At 42.3% G+C, this 15,994-nt stretch carries 15 protein-coding genes; 8 read left to right on the top strand and 7 right to left on the bottom strand.

The annotated features are described in order from the left end of the window. Positions 1 to 64 precede the first annotated feature (64 nt). Entirely contained in the window at positions 65 to 454 is a 390-nt protein-coding gene (locus GTQ43_RS22460) for a hypothetical protein (protein ID WP_265274957.1), read from the top strand. Here the strand turns inward: GTQ43_RS22460 and crtH are convergent, their stop codons facing one another. Next, positions 455 to 1,969 (bottom strand): carotenoid isomerase, encoded by a 1,515-nt coding sequence (gene crtH / locus GTQ43_RS22455; RefSeq protein ID WP_265274956.1) that lies wholly within the window; start codon positions 1,967 to 1,969, stop codon positions 455 to 457. Positions 1,970 to 2,260: 291 nt separating this feature from the next. Between crtH and upp the strand changes: the two genes are divergently transcribed. The 3 genes from upp to GTQ43_RS22440 all read left to right on the top strand — a co-directional run bounded on the left by upp (position 2,261) and on the right by GTQ43_RS22440 (position 3,720). After that, the gene (gene upp / locus GTQ43_RS22450; protein WP_265274955.1) at positions 2,261 to 2,911 is read left to right on the top strand and encodes a uracil phosphoribosyltransferase; all 651 of its coding nucleotides are present in this window, start codon (positions 2,261 to 2,263) and stop codon (positions 2,909 to 2,911) included. Between the two features lie 76 nt (positions 2,912 to 2,987). Further along, a complete protein-coding gene (locus GTQ43_RS22445) occupies positions 2,988 to 3,341 on the top strand; it encodes a hypothetical protein (protein WP_265274954.1) in 354 nt (117 codons plus the stop codon). A 127-nt stretch (positions 3,342 to 3,468) separates the two neighbouring features. Beyond that, positions 3,469 to 3,720, top strand: a complete 252-nt coding sequence (locus tag GTQ43_RS22440; RefSeq protein ID WP_265274953.1) for a YggT family protein — start codon at positions 3,469 to 3,471, stop codon at positions 3,718 to 3,720. Between the two features lie 258 nt (positions 3,721 to 3,978). Here GTQ43_RS22440 and GTQ43_RS22435 read toward each other — a convergent pair whose 3' ends face one another. After that, complete coding sequence (locus tag GTQ43_RS22435; protein ID WP_265274952.1) at positions 3,979 to 4,410, bottom strand: biotin carboxylase; 432 nt, start codon at positions 4,408 to 4,410, stop codon at positions 3,979 to 3,981. A gap of 136 nt (positions 4,411 to 4,546) precedes the next feature. Between GTQ43_RS22435 and GTQ43_RS22430 the strand changes: the two genes are divergently transcribed. Continuing rightward, positions 4,547 to 5,158 (top strand): hypothetical protein, encoded by a 612-nt coding sequence (locus tag GTQ43_RS22430; RefSeq protein WP_265274951.1) that lies wholly within the window; start codon positions 4,547 to 4,549, stop codon positions 5,156 to 5,158. Positions 5,159 to 5,587: 429 nt separating this feature from the next. Further along, positions 5,588 to 6,646: a glycosyltransferase gene (locus tag GTQ43_RS22425; RefSeq protein ID WP_265274950.1), complete on the top strand. Its 1,059-nt coding sequence runs from the start codon at positions 5,588 to 5,590 to the stop codon at positions 6,644 to 6,646. Positions 6,647 to 6,767: 121 nt separating this feature from the next. Here GTQ43_RS22425 and GTQ43_RS22420 read toward each other — a convergent pair whose 3' ends face one another. From GTQ43_RS22420 to GTQ43_RS22410, 3 genes are all read right to left on the bottom strand, one after another. Further along, positions 6,768 to 7,424: a hypothetical protein gene (locus GTQ43_RS22420; protein ID WP_265274949.1), complete on the bottom strand. Its 657-nt coding sequence runs from the start codon at positions 7,422 to 7,424 to the stop codon at positions 6,768 to 6,770. 356 nt (positions 7,425 to 7,780) lie between these two features. Continuing rightward, a complete protein-coding gene (locus GTQ43_RS22415; protein WP_265274948.1) occupies positions 7,781 to 11,059 on the bottom strand; it encodes an efflux RND transporter permease subunit in 3,279 nt (1,092 codons plus the stop codon). A gap of 275 nt (positions 11,060 to 11,334) precedes the next feature. After that, the gene (locus GTQ43_RS22410; protein ID WP_265274947.1) at positions 11,335 to 12,891 is read right to left on the bottom strand and encodes an efflux RND transporter periplasmic adaptor subunit; all 1,557 of its coding nucleotides are present in this window, start codon (positions 12,889 to 12,891) and stop codon (positions 11,335 to 11,337) included. Positions 12,892 to 13,475: 584 nt separating this feature from the next. On the opposite strand from GTQ43_RS22410, the gene GTQ43_RS22405 reads away from it, so the two are divergent. Both GTQ43_RS22405 and GTQ43_RS22400 read left to right on the top strand, forming a co-directional pair. Further along, positions 13,476 to 14,018, top strand: a complete 543-nt coding sequence (locus GTQ43_RS22405) for a phycobiliprotein lyase (protein WP_265274946.1) — start codon at positions 13,476 to 13,478, stop codon at positions 14,016 to 14,018. A gap of 260 nt (positions 14,019 to 14,278) precedes the next feature. After that, positions 14,279 to 14,605 carry an RNA recognition motif domain-containing protein gene (locus GTQ43_RS22400; RefSeq protein WP_265274945.1) on the top strand — a complete coding sequence of 109 codons (327 nt, stop codon included), beginning with the start codon at positions 14,279 to 14,281 and terminating at the stop codon, positions 14,603 to 14,605. An 82-nt stretch (positions 14,606 to 14,687) separates the two neighbouring features. Here the strand turns inward: GTQ43_RS22400 and GTQ43_RS22395 are convergent, their stop codons facing one another. Both GTQ43_RS22395 and GTQ43_RS22390 read right to left on the bottom strand, forming a co-directional pair. Then, a complete protein-coding gene (locus tag GTQ43_RS22395; RefSeq protein ID WP_265274944.1) occupies positions 14,688 to 15,071 on the bottom strand; it encodes a DUF4440 domain-containing protein in 384 nt (127 codons plus the stop codon). Between the two features lie 205 nt (positions 15,072 to 15,276). Beyond that, on the bottom strand, positions 15,277 to 15,612 hold the full coding sequence (locus tag GTQ43_RS22390) for a TRADD-N-associated membrane domain-containing protein (protein WP_265274943.1): 336 nt from the start codon (positions 15,610 to 15,612) through the stop codon (positions 15,277 to 15,279). Positions 15,613 to 15,994: the final 382 nt, after the last annotated feature.

The following is a 15,994-nucleotide window of genomic DNA, read 5'->3' as shown; positions in this document are numbered from 1 at the left end:
TTTTTAGAGTGCAACTAATCATGAATATAATTCACAATTTAACTGAATATATAAATAATAAATTATGGAAACTGATAATATTTTAGATACTTTTGCAGAAATAATTTCTCAGTTTAAAGCAATACCTGGTAATCAAATCAAATTAGAACAACTCAATAATACAGAAGAAAAATTACGTGATATTTGGTCTCAGCTTCAGTTTGAACTTTTAAAGGCACAAAGTCAAAAAAACTGGAAGGAAGTAAACAAATTAGAGTTAGCGCTTGACGAATGCAAGCTTACTCTCAATAGTGTAACAGCAGCAATTATAAATGTTAGTATCATCGGCATAAATAAAGACAATGCAGCACAGATGCAGAATATCTTAGAGGAAATAAAGACTGCACGTAAAACTGAGGTAAATATAGATTTTGCTATCCGCTTACTAGGCTTTTTGCGTAAGCTATTCCTCTAATCAGCAAATTTTAGATTTCAATCCTAAATCTACAGCAATGCGGTGGGCGCAAGCAAACCCAGAAAAAGCTACTGCATTCAAACCTTGACCCGGAAAGGTACTATCCCCAACACAATAAAGTCCTGGGATGGCTGTGCGATTAAAAGGCATATTTAATAACCCCCACAACTTGCGTCGGGGAATTGGCCCATAAGTGCCATCCTGACGACCCAAAAAGCGGCGATGGGTGCGGGGTGTCCCCACTTCTAAATAATCCAATCCAGCATCTAAACCAGGAAAAATCTTCTCTAGGCGGTCAATAATTCGCCCAGCCGCCTCTTCTTTCTTTGCTTCGTACTCACTTGGAGAAAGTTTTTGCCAATTATCAATCCAGTGAGGTGTGAAGGCATGAATGATATGATATCCATCTGGTGCTAAATCTGGGTCAAGCAATGTAGGAATCGAAACAAAAATTGTCCCTTCTGCTGCTGTCATCTTTTCCCAATCTTCCAGCAAAATATGATGGCACTCTGTCCCCACAGGTAAAACTGACTTTTTTAGCCCTATATGTAAACTCAAGAAGCTTGGAGATTTTTGATAATTTTGTTGCCATTTTTTCTCATTAATTGGCATTGCTTCTGATGGTAGTAGTTGCTCAAAGGTATCCCAGCGTGTGGCATTAGAAACTACGCGTTTACCCCGATATACTTGACCATTAGCCAGTTGCACACCTACTGCTTTTCCCTGTTCTGTGAGGATTTTTGTGACTCTAGCTTGGTACTGAATCTTACCCCCAGCTTTCTCTAGACCTTCCACCAGTTTTTGGGCAATTTGTCCTACTCCACCTTTGGGATAGTTAACTCCGCCATAATGCCTATCAGAAAAGACCATCCCAGCATTGATCATTGGTGTCATGTCTGATGGAACCACCGACCAGCAATAACATTCCATATCGATAAATTTCAATAATTGCGGGTCTTGGATGTAGCGTCTGGCAAAATCTCCGGCATTTTGGGGCAAATACTTAACTAAACCGAGACACGCCAAAGGATGCTGGAAAAATACCCGCAGTAAATACCGAGGTTCTTCCAGCGATAGCAAATCCATGCTGTTGAGGCACTTGAATACTTTTTGGCATTCATCATAAAAGCGACGAATCCCCCGTTCTTCATGGCGAAAATGAGCAATAAGATTTTGCAAAAATTTTTCATAAACTCGGTCAACCTTCAGGTCTAAACCTTGGGGTAAATGATAGTGAATTTGTACTGGATCTGCGATCGCATCTTGGCTAACATTCACAGCTGCTAAAGCCCGTGTGAGTAAGTTAGTAGTGCCATTTTGTCCCAGCCCAAAAATCATCGATGCACCAACATCAAATCGATAGCCTTGGCGTTCAAAATAACCTGCGCTACCACCTGGAATCAAATAACGTTCCAGTACCAGCACTTTCGCTCCCTTCGCCGCTAGCTGGGTCGCTGTTACTAACCCACCAATACCAGACCCAATTACGATCGCATCTATATCTTGATCTTGCATTTTTGTCTTTTATCATTTGTCCTTAGTCTAGACTTCATGAATGGTTTACCAATGCCCAATCAAAAAAAAGAGGGACGAGCCTGCTACTGCTGGCTAATCCCGTCTGCCGATCCTTAAAAGAGAGGAGAACACTGAAAAACAATATACCCTTGATTGAGAATAAATGTCAACTACTAATGCAAGTTTTTATCAATAAAATCAAGATGATTAATTTTAGCTGTCAGCCGGATGCAGGAAAGAGTATTATGGTGTTTCAGTTCTTGTACAATAAAAAGTCGCCTATTTCTGGCTATGACGCTACAATTGCGCGTTTATGTTCCACCCCATCCCCTGATCAAACACTGGCTAGCAGTTGCCCGTGATGCAGGTACGCCTTCAGTATTATTTCGCAGCGCCATGACTGAGTTAGGAAGATGGCTGACTTATGAAGCTGCGCGAGACTGGTTGCCGACCCAAGAAACAGCAGTGCAAACTCCTTTGGATACCTGTCCAGCAACCGTGATCGATCCGCAGATACCAGTAGCAGTAGTACCGATTCTGCGGGCTGGACTAGGATTACTTGAGGGAGCGCAGACTTTATTACCCTTGGCATCGGTTTATCATTTTGGTTTGGCGCGAGATGAAGAGACATTGCAACCTCATTGTTATCTGAACAAGTTGCCAGAAAAATTTGACCCTCAAACACGAGTGTTAATTACCGATCCAATGTTGGCAACCGGAGGGTCAATTATGGCTACAATGGCAGAATTAACACAACGGGGTGCCGATCCTTCCCTGACCCGAATTGTTTGCGTAGTAGCGGCTCCACCAGCTTTGCAAAAATTGAGTGAAGCTTATCCAGGTTTAATAATTTACACCGCTACTATTGACGAAAAACTTAATAATAAGGGATATATCGTACCAGGATTAGGAGATGCTGGCGATCGCACATTTGGGACTTAAGCTAGTATGCAGCTAGGACAGAAAAGATAGCATAACTACTGTAAAAGTTGCAAGGTTTGTTGAAGGCGGTAAATATATGAGTCAGCGAGATGGTTTTGGCAGTGGTTTTTTAGCAGGGGCCTTTGTCGGTGGCGTATTTGGTGGTGTTATTGGGGCACTGATTGCTTCTCGACGCGATCCCCAATTACTAGCAGAGGAGGAGACAGAACTGACGGATAGCCAAGTGGAAGCTAAGAAAATAGCGGCAAAACGTCGGCAGATGAAAGCCTCAGAAAATGAGAACATCGGCATAGAAACCGCTAGGCGATCGCTAGAAGATAAAATTGCCCAGCTAAATGCCACAATTGACGAAGTGCGAAACCAACTTGGAAACGTGAATAGCAGTTCACCCCAAGCTAGCAATGACCGTACCCTCACTAAAGACTCCTGATGTTTGTTTAGGTGTGGTGAAAATGTCTTGTGCGATCGGTGCTAAATCTGCAAACACTATGACATGGACTAAATTAAAATTAAAAGATAAGACCGCGTTTGACACTTAGTAGGAAATCACCAAATCTATGTACCTTCTGATTAATACTCTGTCCAGTTTCATCCAGATTTATACTATTTTGCTAATTATTAGGGTTTTATTGACCTGGTTCCCCAATATCAACTGGTACAACCAACCCTTTACCACTTTGAGCCAGATAACCGATCCTTACCTAAATCTGTTCCGCTCAATCATTCCCCCTTTGGGTGGAATAGATTTTTCTGCAATGTTAGCTATTTTACTGCTTCAAATAGTAGGTGGTGGTCTGCAATCCATCTGATAACACAGATTTGCAGTTTGCTCCATGTTCAAGTAAAGAATTTTAGGTCTGGGCTAACAAGCTCAGACTTATACAATTACAATAAGTAGTTATGCAAAATTAAATATACATTGTCATTGCGAGTAGAGCGTACCCCGTAGGGGATCTTGCTACGCGGAGCGTCTCATAGAGAAGCGAAACGAAGCAATCCCAAGCCTTTGGGATTGCTATTTATTGATCGTGCGTAAAACCCCATCCCCTTGTGGGTGGGGCAGTTGACTATCTACGCACTTGACCACTAAATCCGGCAGCCTTAAACTGCTTCAGCTGCAAAGGAGTAGGCTGATTTGCAGGCACAGAAATTCTCAACTCAAAATAGCTAATACCTGGCGGCACTTCAGGAATAGAACCAAGACGGGTGCGATTTTGCATCACCGAATCATTATTGGCATCATAAATACGTCCAAAAATATCTGCGTCGTAGACTGTTTTATAAGTGCCATTTTCAGCCTTGCCAATGACAATAAAACAATTGGCAGCAGCGCTACCACTACTGATAACAGCCCCTTTTGCTAATTCTGGAGGACAATCTTTATAAGAAACATCAAATAATCTAATCTGTGTCAACGCTACAGCAGGGGGAATAATCACCCACGATAGAAACGTGATGAGACAGGAAATAAAAACGACGGTGAGTGAGCGCAACCGCATACAAGACCCCGTAACTTAATTTAACAAGATATAACTTATAACCTCAGCTTACCTGAATTTAACTACAAGACGATTGGAGACTTTAATTTAACTTTTGTAATAATTAGGGAAATAAACCCTCAATTGCTATTAACTTATGACTCCAGATGAGATTGAAGCATCTATGCTCGCAGCCTTTAATGATTGTGATGCAGCAAGCTGTCCTCTCACTGACGCGCAGAAACAGATATTACTGCAAGTAGTTGAGCAAATTCAGGGAAATTCTACCTCTAGGGGATCAAATACTGCTAATCCCTTAGACGAACTCACCGCAGAAGAGTTAGAAGCATTTTTACAGTTTGTTAAAGATGAAGAACAACGCAACCGCACTTGGAAAGTGCAATTGCTCAACGACTGGCTGCTAAACAATGACTCTGGAACAGTACAATTTATCCGGCAACGCTACGGTTTACAGTGGTTGAATCGGGTTGAGTCATGCCATTTTGATAAGTATTCTTATTTTGAGGATGCACTAAAGTTAAGAGTAGGCGATCGCATTGAAGTTTCCAATGCCCTATGGGAATGGGTGCAAGAAGATGGGCCTTGTAAGCGTGAGTGGTTTCCTTGTATGGTGATTAAGGTCGAGGAAATTAGCAATGCTGATGATACCTCTACCAATTGCATCGTCCGCTTCTTCAACGGTGCTGAGTATGAAATTCAAGGAATCTACGAATGGAATCGCTATAACTGGCGCTGGCCGCAGAAATAATTATAAATAGCAGATTCAGTCTTCATAATTTTGCAGTTTTACCCCGATTTATCGAGCCATTATTGAATAAGTCTTTAAGTTAGGTAACTAGTTAGAAGCGCTATTGGTTAATTTTTCGCACTACTGACTAAGAGGATGTTTGAAAAGTTCTCTTGTTGGTAGCAAAACTTTTAGATCCCCCTAAATCCACGCCACGTGCTTCAAGTCGGGGAACCGCAAGGGCGCAGTGGCTCCCCTTAAAAAAGGGGGACTTTAACTCCGGTTCACCCCTTTAAAAAGGGGGTTAGGGGGGATCGATTAAGTGCCTAAAATCACAACCAATTACTTTTCAAACAACCTCTAATATTGAGTTGTCGCTAAAGACCTCAATAATTATGTTGATTTACACTCAGTTACTTATCTTGATTTTTTATACATATCTCAAGGATTATGCGAATTATTCATATTTTGAACCACGTTCAAGAAATAGGTAATGGGATTGTGAATGTGGCTGTGGATCTGGCTTGTTTACAGGCAAAATCGGGTTATGAGGTGGCGGTTATTTCTGCTGGTGGTGAATATGAGAAATTACTAAATATATGTGGTGTCAAACACTACCAATTAGACCAAACAAGAAAACCGATAAATATTATAAAAGCGGCTATACGTTATCGGGCGATCGCAGTGGAATTTCAGCCGGATATTGTTCATGCCCACATGATGACAGGGGTGATTTTAGCACGTATTTTTAAAGGACATAAATATACTTTAGTTTCCACAGTCCACAACGAATTTCAGCGTTCCAGTCTGTTGATGGGTTTAGCTGACAGGGTAATTGCCGTTAGCAAGGTGGTGCGAGATTCGATGGCAAAGCGTGGTATCCCAGAAAACAAGTTGCGGGTAGTATGCAATGGCACTTTGGGCAGTCCTCGCACCCGACAAATACAAGATTATCAACCTCTAGCACTACAACGTCCCGCGATCGCCACCGTAGCCGGGATGTATGAACGCAAAGGTATCGCTGAGTTAATCACAGCCTTTGAACAAATTGCCCCAGATTTTCCTCAAGCGCACCTTTATTTGGTAGGAAATGGCCCTGATAAACAGCTATTTGAGGCACAAGCACAAGCAACTTCTGTCAAAGAACGAATTCATTTTGAAGGCTTCCAGCCAGAACCTCAACGCTACCTGATATCTTGTGACATATTTGTGTTGGCTTCCCATCGTGACCCTTGCCCTCTAGTACTTTCGGAAGCGAGGGAAGTTGGAATTGCGATCGTTGGGACTCAAGTAGATGGAATTCCTGAAGCTTTAGACAATGGGCAAGCAGGTCTTTTAGTGCCAGCAAAAGATAGTAATGCTTTGGCTGGGGTTTTAGTGCAATTACTGAGTAATGCCGATATGCTGCACGAGTGGAAAAATCGGGCAAATCAAAACCTCCAGTGGTTGAGTGTTGCCCGCGTTCATCAGGAAACCCTAGCAGTGTATTGTGAATTAATTACAAAGTAAGGGCATTGGGCATTGGGAATTGGGCATGGGGCATTGGGTAAGAAACTTGTTAAATAATTCTCCCTTGTCTCCCTTGTCTCCCTCACCTCCCCCTGCTTCCTTATTTATTCCCCAGTTCAAATTAGCAGTGTAGCGATCGCTTTAATTTTAAAGCTACACCTAAAGCACCAAAGAGAACTACCCCCAAAACGTTAGTTGATTCAGGAATAGCGGTGTAATAACCAGCTACTCTGATCGGCCCATCTTTATCTGCTTGATCTGCTGGTATTGGTGGAATGATCCCACCACCTGGCGCTAGATTGGGCAGGGTGGCGAATGGATTGTAAAACAGGGTTCCGTTTGGAATTACACCACCACTAAAAGTAATAGTACTACCACTGATAGTAACGTCTGTAAAAATATTCTTAAGATCGGGGTTAGTAGAGTAACCAATCTTCCCATCTCCATTAACATCTCCCCACTCCACAGGCTCATTGCTATACGCTGGAGTAGAATCAGGATTACTATAGGACAGGGTTTTCAAATCAAAGACTAAGCTTTCTAGATCGTACCCAGTGTTATTTAGGAAGTTATTAGCTACATCTGGAACACCATATTCTACTACTTGCCCTGGTTGATAATCTGTAAGGATTCTTGGTTTTTTGGTGTCGAGTATGTCTTGATTTTGAGTCGTCACAATGGGTTCTACCAAGATAACGGCTCTGGCTGGTGTCAAAGATAAAAAACTAATTCCTGCTGCTCCGAGAAGAGACAAGGCTATTTTGGTTACTACTGTCATATTTCTGTCCTCTTCATATTGATTGAGAGAATGCTATTCTGAGTGGGTTAAATCAAACAGCAAAAGCTCACTTTTCAACTGCTATGCATCTGCTAGATAAATAGCGGTTAATGTGCGTCTGCTCAGTGAATTTACATCTACTCATAGGTTGATTTATAAAGCAATTCTTGTAATGCTATATCACAATCACTAGTAATTTCACGTAATCTTTATAATAAATCTAAATTAGAGCTTATGTGTTGACACATTAGACAATATGTGAAGATATAAAAAACTGAGTCTAACCCGATCTACCAACAAGTTTTTTTGTTGGTAGATCGAGTTCATTTAAATTTCAGTGTGCAAGATGTTGAAAATTAATCCCTATCAGTGATAGAGATGAATTTTCTCGTAAATCCACGCAACCGGATAAACACTGGTTTTGCCCAATTTCCACCCAGTAAATCGTGTAGCAGAATATAAAAACAGGGGATGATAAATAACGTCAGCATTGTTGCGATCGCCATCCCAAAGAAAACTACAATCCCTAAAGGCTGCAAAAACTCAGAACCTTCGCCAATGCCTAATGCCAAGGGTAACAGTCCCAAAATGGTGGTGACAGTGGTCATGATAATCGGGCGCAAGCGTTGGGGAGCAGCTTTCACGATCGCAATTTGACGAGTACAACCTTCTTCATCCCGAATTTGGTTTGCCAGTTCTACCATCAGAATCCCTGCGTTTACCACAATTCCCACCAGCAGCACAACGCCAACAATTACAGTTGCGCCGATGGCAGTTTGGGTAATGTACAGTCCAAAAATTCCCCCAGCTAAGGCTAGTGGTACGGTGAACATAATTACCAATGGGTCAATCAGCGAATTGTATTGCACCGCCATAACTACAAAGATTAAGAACGTTGCTAACGCCCCCAAAGTTTTTAAAGCATCCTGAAGTTGCTGATTAGTTTCTTGGGCAGAACTGGGCACAATTGAAACGCCATCAGGTAAGTCTACATCCTTAAGTACCTCGTTGACTTCTGCGATCGCTTCACCAAGACTAGCTCCCTCAGTGAGATTTCCTGCCACGATAAAAGCTTGGCGCTGATTAATCCGTTGCACTTCACCAGGCGCTTGACCTTCTTGAATGCTTGCAACATCTGAAAGCCGGATTAGTTGATTGTTTTCTGTAAATAGCGGTAATTGCTTTAGCTGGGAAGGACGCGCAATTGCTTCTTTATTTAGCTGTACCCGCACATCAACTAAACGATTACCCCGTTGAATTTGTGTAGGAACAGAACCTTCAATTGCTGTTTGAACAGTTGCACCAATTTGCCCTGCGCTCAACCCTAAAGCCGAAACCCTTTCCCAGTCAGGGCGAATTTGGATTTCCGGTTGTCGGGGGTCGGCATCTGGTCGGAATGTCGCTAATTTTGCCCTTTCTTGCAATGCTTGCAACACTTGCGCCCCTGCTTGCGTTAAACTTTCTTCATTCTCACCTTGCAAAATCACGTCAACTTCCGATCCTTGCACTGGAGAATTACTCAAGATTAAACCCCGCACCTGTCCAGGATTGAGGCGCAGCAGAATTCCTGCTAAGTTGAGTTTGTTAAATTCCTGAGTTACTTTTTTGACGAAGGCTTCGACATCTGTGCCTGGTTTTAGATTGATGGTGCTGCTGGCACGTAAAGGATTTTCTGTAGTATTACTACCAAATAGATTACCGCCCACAGTTGTAAAAGCAGACTGTGTTTCTGGTTGTTTGAGCAAAATGTCATCGACAATTTGCATAACTTTTTCAGAAGTTGCTAAAGGTGTACCGGGGGGAAACTGCGCTCTCAAGTTAGCTTGACCAGTACTGATGCGGGGTAAAATTTCTTGGGGAATTTGACCAAACATCAAGAAGCTACTACCGCCTAAAATTAGCAAAGCAGCAGTTACTACAAGAACCCGATAGCGTAAAACCCTGGTTAGGAAGTTACCATATCCCCGCGTCGCATCTTCAAATCGGTGATTAAACTGTCTAAGCAGCCAAAATTCGCCGATCCGACTAGACCAGGGAATTCCCAAAAGTCGAGAAGACAGCATCGGTACGACTGTGATCGCAACCACAAGGGAAGCTGCAACGGCGAAGCTAATTGTCAGAATCAGTTCATTAAATAGCAGTGCAATAAAGCCGCCAATTAAGAGGAATGGCACTACAGAAACTAAGTTTGCACCTGTAGCAGCAACTAAAGCAGATTCTACTTCTTGGGAAGCAGCGATCGCACTATCAATAAAGAATTTAGAATTTCTCCCTGAATCCCCTTCTTCCCTCTCTCTCTGATTGGGAGTCATCCCTGCTTTTTCGGAAATATTCTCTAAGATCACAACCGATGTGTCAATTGCTTGACCTACTCCTAATGTCAGACCTGCCAAACTAAACACATTCAAAGTCAAGCCAAAGATTTTCATCAGAGCGATCGCTGCCAGAGTACACAGAGGAATCGTCAAACTGATAATCAATGTTTGCCTAAACGATCCCAAAAATAATAACACTGCTGCTGCTGCCAATAATGCCCCAGAAATCCCCGAAAAAATGACATCATTTAAAGAATTGCGAATAAAGACAGATTCATCTGTAGTCGGACTCAAAGTCATGTCTGCTGGAATTAAACCTGATTGTCGTAATTGTTCAATTCGCCGTTTAACAGCATCTACAACTGCGATCGTATTGGCCTCTGGCTGTTTTTGGATTGAAAATTTCACCGCCGGCTGACGGTTGAGGTAGACAAATACTCGCTGGTCTTCGGTATCGTCAATTACCTCAGCAAAGTCTCGCAAGTAGACGCGGCGGGAAGGTGCAGGGGAGGTAGAGGAAGCAGGGGAGGCAGGGGAGGCAGAGGAAACTTCCAAGGAAAGGTTTTCAATTTCCTTGGCATTTTGGAAACGTCCGACAGTCCGAGTTAATGGCTCGGAATTTTGCCCCAAAATTCGGCCACCAGAAGTATCTTGATTACGGGCTGTTAATTCATCTAAGACATCATTTAACCCTACACCCAAAGCTTGCAATCGGTTTAAGTCAACAAGCACCCGTACTTCTTCTTCTGCACCACCAGATACATCAACTGAGGCGACTCCCGGTACAACACTAAGTTCCCGGTTTAATTCTTCATCAGCAAATACACGTAAGTCTTTACCTTGCAAAGAAGCAGATGTGAGTGCCAATTCATAAACCGGCAATTGGGAAGGATCGACTTTAAATAATCGCGGCTCCTGGATTGTGTCTGGTAGTTGTCCCCGACCTCGGTTAAAAGCAGCAGTAGCATCGTTTAGGGCTTGGTCAATATTGCCCCCTGGTTGGAAGTATAAATCGAGGCTTACCTGTCCTTCACGGGTGCGGGAAAAAACTTGTACTACATTTTCGGTTGCAGCTAAAGCTTCTTCTAAGGGTCTGGTGATTTCATCTACTGCTACTTCTGGAGAAATACCAGGAGCTTCTAGCCGAACGCCAATTCTGGGATAGGTAATTGACGGTAAGAGATCGACTTGGATCGTTGTCAGAAAAAATACCCCAATGACAATTACTGCCACGGTGAGCATGAGTGTGCCAATATGTTGGCGGATAGCGATCGCACTAAGGCTAAATCCGCCATTGCCATTATTATTTGCCTGTTGCATGATACTAAGTGATAAGGTCTGGTTACTGAGTGCTTTTTTGCTACTATAGTGGCTATTTCTCACTGAATTTTAGATTTTAAATTTTGGATTTTGGATTGAAGATTCAAACATCGTAAATTTAAAAAGGTCTGTTCGCGTAGCGTCTCCAAGAGTTGCCCTCGAATTTAAACGCGAGAATAAATCTAAAATCCAAACATCGTAAATTACTTGACAGAGCTAGTGACTTTAGGCATGGGGTCAATCTAAAATCTAAAATCTAAAATTGGTTGACCATACTATTGCTTTTCTGAAAGAATTGAAAGACTTATAGTGTCACCTTCTTTTAACGGCTTACCACTCCGAACAACATAGCGCTCTCCTGCTTGCAAACCGGATAAAATTTCTACTCTCCCATCAGCCCTTTGTCCCAACATTACGGCTCGTGCTGTCACCTGCGTTTTGCCTTCTGTGTCTCTGACGACAAATATTGTCCCACTTTGGTCTTGTGATTTTACCTTTGCTATACCTGATGTGTTAGGTGAAGAAGAATTCTGCCGGACACTTGCTTGCATTTCCCCCGTACCCTTGGAGTTCTTACTTCCTACTTGTTTCTGAATAGCTGTTTGCGGCACCACAACCCGTTGTTGAGTCTGATTTTCAAAATTGACTCGCGCCAACAATCCACTACCAATCTTCCCTTGAGTGTTGGGAATCACTACCTCTATAGGTATCAAGCGAGCCGTGGCATCCGCAGCTGGGGAAATGCGCCTAACTCTCCCAATTAATGGTTCGTTGGGGAAGGCATCTAAACGCACTTGTACAGATTGCCCAACCTGAATTTGTGCCAGTTCTAATTCGGAAACTGCAAGGGCGACTTTGACGCGGTTAAAATCACCAATTTTTACGACTTCATTACCTGCTTGCAGAAGATTCCCCGGTTCTGTCACCTTTTCTATAACTACACCAGTAATAGGGGATGTCAGCCGCGCGTAAGAACTGCGTTCTTTGGTTTGGGCAACCAATGCTTGTTGGGCCAAAACTCTACCTTGGGCAGCGGCGACGGCTTGCTGTTCTGTACGGACTTGCTCTTGGGCTGCCCGCAATGCCTGGGCTGCTGTTTGCGCCTGGGTGCGTGCTTGCTGGGCAGTTTGTTCAGCGATCGCTCCAGCTTTGAACAATCTCTGCTGCCGTTCTGAGTCTGCCTGAGCTTGTACTACTTCTAACCGCGCCCTTTCAACGTTAGCATGGGCATTGCTTACCTGATTGTTTGCCCTCGCTACTTCTGATTTCAGGGCTGCTAGTTCTGCTTCTGCTTGTTTTAATTGAGTCGAAAGTATGGCATCATCTAACTGCCCGACGTTTTGCCCCTGTTTAACTGTATCGCCCACATCAAGGTTTAAAGCCAACAAGCGGGCTTCTACTTGCGATCGCACTGATACGATGCGGAAGGGTGTTGTATTACCTATATACTCTGGTTGTTTTTGAAGCAAGTCAGTTCGAGCGATCGCCACATCTACAGGTGTTGCACCACTCCGTTTACTACTACCAGGACTCTGAGATTGTGCATCTGCTGATTCTTTGGGCGATGAGCCGCAACTCGCCGTCAGCAGTCCGATAGCTACCAAACAGGACATTAATAAACTTTTTACAGAAGTGGAGGAAAGGAAGTAATTTTCCCCTTTCGCTTTTCCACCTATTGCACAAATACTGTTTGCAAGCAGTCTACTCTTGGAATCTGCGATCGCCACCTCAGTCTTCACAACTGAATCTAACTGGATATTTATTAGTTGGTTGGCAATTACAGGATCTTTAATTTTCATCTGTTTGTGCGGCTTATTTTTTTCCAAAATCATTTTTTTTCTCCTATTGGGGAGCTTTTGGGGTTAAACAGCCGTACTTTACTAACTAATTTTGAAAGAGATCGTTAACAAAAAACGGCGAGAATTGATAAGCTGTCTGACAGTAATTTTTTGGATCAAAAACTACTGTTTTCCCACAAAAGTCCAAAATTTCTCACCGCTCTACTTCTGACGCAGAGGTAGACAATCTTCTTGCAGCTAAGTAAATTATAAAATTTAGTATAAATATTTGTCAGTTTTCTGCAATCTACCTCTAGGAGAAACCTGACTTTCTCTAAAGACATGAAACTTTTTTCTGAATATCATAATTGGGGCAGTATTACAAGTAATTATCCTTGTGTCTACATATTTTTATCCTAAAATAACTACAAATAATTACAGGTATTTATGAATTTTATTAAGAATATTAAAGATTTATTGCTTTTCCATGCTTATAATGTATAGGAAAAAGCTATTTTTTCTTATCCTCTTGCGTAATATGGCAATAAGCAGGGTGATAAGTACCATAGCAACAACAGCAAGAATGAACTTTTTTGCCAGAAATATGTTTTATTCATACTAGATGAGGAAGATAAGGCGTGACATCCCTGTTCAAAATTGTCCAAACCACTGATGAATCCCAGATTTCCGAATTTTTTCAGGAATCAGCAGGTAAATGGCGATCGCAACGACGCTACTACACCCTACCGGCGGGAGAAACTAAGGAGATCGAGAGTATAGTTACAATTAATTTTCTAGAACAGGGCTGTGATGAACTGCAAAAGCTAGCTCAGATGCACGATTTGTCTGATGCAGATAGTTTAATCTGTGGTGCAGCAGTTGTTTGGGAAAGCACGGATATGCTAAAGACAAAGAAAGAATCGCAAGGTTCAACAATATTTGGGGTGAAGGGAAGTACCTTGTATCGCGATCGCGGTTTTGCCATATCTAAACCAGTTACCGCCCAGTATTATTTCTCCAACCCGAAAGTGCTGTGTTTGCGAACTGAATACAACGGTTCAGTATTTGAGGAAGAGCTAAAGCTAATTGGTAGCAAATACCGCACCAGACAGACTATTATCTCTCGTGCTGGTGAGCAGTTGATGATTGGTCAATATTTAGAAAATAGAATAGAGAGCTAGTTTATCGAGTGCGGCTGGCTGTAGTCTCACCCGTTTTGGAACTACCCAGCACCTAGCTATCAACTTGCAATATAACTTTTTATAACAGTTTTTCAAACTTTCCCCCAGAAAGGCAGTCGCCATGTAACAATGGAAAGTGAAATGAGAATTAATTCGGCGACAGTGTTTGATTTTAGTATTGACAGGCTTTTCCCTTTTGGTATTACAGACTTCTCTCCGAAATCTAAATCTCTACAAACTTATGATTTTGGAGACATTTAATGTCAATTTACGTCGGTAACCTCTCCTATGAAGTTACACAAGATGCGCTGAGTACTGTTTTTGCAGAATATGGTTCTGTAAAACGCGTTCAGCTACCTACTGACCGCGAAACAGGCCGTTTACGCGGCTTTGCTTTTGTGGAAATGAGTTCAGAAGATGAAGAAGCCAAAGCGATTGAATCCCTTGATGGTGCTGAATGGATGGGTCGTGACCTTAAAGTGAATAAGGCCAAGCCCAGAGAAGACAGAGGTGGTTCTTTCGGTGGTGGTGGTAATCGTGGTGGTGGCGGTGGCTACAACCGTGGTGGCGGTGGTGGCCGCTACTAAGCTAAATAGGCGAAAGTCATTTAGTTGAATCTAGAAAAGGCTCAGGCAAGAATGCTTGAGCCTTTTTTATGCAAAATTTGCACTATGATTCTCTAACCAGAGTGCCCTGATGAAAAATCATTTTCCATCGATCGTTGTGCAATTTCCAGATGGAACTTCGTAGCGAATGAACAGGTTGTTCGCCAGATATATATTTGACTATGCGATAGGTTACTAAAACAACTCCTTTTGCCAAAACTAAGGTTTTAAATTCTGTTATGACTCTTTGAGTCAGGGGTTCGATGGGTTCATTTTGCAAGCTGTTGATAATTTGCTGTTTATCGAAAACACACCCTGAGCTTCCGAACTCAATGAACTCATCAGCAAGTAAGTCCATAACATCTTTAGCCGACTTGCGTACATCCGGTTGAAGCAAACGCTCCTCCAATTTACGGAGAAGCGATTCCTCTAAATAGTCTGCTTTCATCTACTTACTCCAGAGAAAAAACAATAATCCCTGCTAAACAAAACTTTCAGCCGAGATGATTTTAGCCATATCGTTTTGCTTGGTTTATTGATATATCTGGGTTTGTGCTATTTTTGAAAATTTGGTGTATTTCCCTTGCTTTACATGGGCTTTAGGCTTGTTTCTCCCTGAAAAATGTTGAAGTCCCGTTAACTGGAATTTAAATTTAAGGTTGTTCCTCTTCAGCCTTAAGCTGATCGAGTTGGTCATTCGCATCCTTTGCCAATCGCAACCAAGGCGCACTTGATAAAAGTATCTCAAAAACTGTGGTAGACCCATCAGGGAGATTTCCTGAAACTGACAATCCAACACCAAATAAGCTGAAGATCCCACACATCGCACTCATCACTAAAGCTACGTTAAAGCTCAACTTTGCCTGCCTTAAACGTTCTCTTCTGACATCGAGTTTGGTTGTCACTTCGTAGTTTGAGGTTGACTCAGTTTTTGAAACCTCAATATCGGTGTTATTTGACGGCTGTTTTTCGATGTTGTCTGATATCATGATGTTGATTCCCCTTAATTAAATTCATGACAAAATCTGCCAGTGCTGACCGTGAATCAGTACTCGTAGAAATGAGTGGGAGTCTTACCCAGTGCTGGCTGTGAATCAGTGCTGGTTTACTCTTTTGTAAGTAGATACGATACTAGAAAAGTGTTTATTCAGGTTTTTATCCTTTTTTAATAACGGTACTTATCCAATCCTCGCTCCTCTTTAGCTAAAGAGGAGCGACTTCGGTATAACCAGACCGAATTCACAACGTGAATTCATTTTGTGTATATTATGCCTTATTTTGTTTTATTTGTGTAAAGCCATCTGTGAAATATTTTTTCACCTCACTTAAAAGTAGAGCAAGGCTTACTCCGCCTGAAATTTGCCACCTAAA

This window comes from Nostoc sp. KVJ3, assembly GCF_026127265.1.
Taxonomy (GTDB): domain Bacteria; phylum Cyanobacteriota; class Cyanobacteriia; order Cyanobacteriales; family Nostocaceae; genus Nostoc.
This window is presented reverse-complemented; position numbering and strand designations above follow the sequence as displayed.

Coding starts and splice junctions, on each gene's coding strand:
- GTQ43_RS22410 (WP_265274947.1), bottom strand. CDS start 12,891: ATGATTTTGGAAAAAAATAAGCCGCACAAACAGATGAAAATTAAAGAT.
- upp (WP_265274955.1), top strand. CDS start 2,261: ATGACGCTACAATTGCGCGTTTATGTTCCACCCCATCCCCTGATCAAA.
- GTQ43_RS22390 (WP_265274943.1), bottom strand. CDS start 15,612: ATGATATCAGACAACATCGAAAAACAGCCGTCAAATAACACCGATATT.
- GTQ43_RS22400 (WP_265274945.1), top strand. CDS start 14,279: ATGTCAATTTACGTCGGTAACCTCTCCTATGAAGTTACACAAGATGCG.
- crtH (WP_265274956.1), bottom strand. CDS start 1,969: ATGCAAGATCAAGATATAGATGCGATCGTAATTGGGTCTGGTATTGGT.
- GTQ43_RS22395 (WP_265274944.1), bottom strand. CDS start 15,071: ATGAAAGCAGACTATTTAGAGGAATCGCTTCTCCGTAAATTGGAGGAG.
- GTQ43_RS22415 (WP_265274948.1), bottom strand. CDS start 11,059: ATGCAACAGGCAAATAATAATGGCAATGGCGGATTTAGCCTTAGTGCG.
- GTQ43_RS22440 (WP_265274953.1), top strand. CDS start 3,469: ATGTACCTTCTGATTAATACTCTGTCCAGTTTCATCCAGATTTATACT.
- GTQ43_RS22460 (WP_265274957.1), top strand. CDS start 65: ATGGAAACTGATAATATTTTAGATACTTTTGCAGAAATAATTTCTCAG.
- GTQ43_RS22430 (WP_265274951.1), top strand. CDS start 4,547: ATGACTCCAGATGAGATTGAAGCATCTATGCTCGCAGCCTTTAATGAT.
- GTQ43_RS22425 (WP_265274950.1), top strand. CDS start 5,588: ATGCGAATTATTCATATTTTGAACCACGTTCAAGAAATAGGTAATGGG.
- GTQ43_RS22420 (WP_265274949.1), bottom strand. CDS start 7,424: ATGACAGTAGTAACCAAAATAGCCTTGTCTCTTCTCGGAGCAGCAGGA.
- GTQ43_RS22435 (WP_265274952.1), bottom strand. CDS start 4,410: ATGCGGTTGCGCTCACTCACCGTCGTTTTTATTTCCTGTCTCATCACG.
- GTQ43_RS22445 (WP_265274954.1), top strand. CDS start 2,988: ATGAGTCAGCGAGATGGTTTTGGCAGTGGTTTTTTAGCAGGGGCCTTT.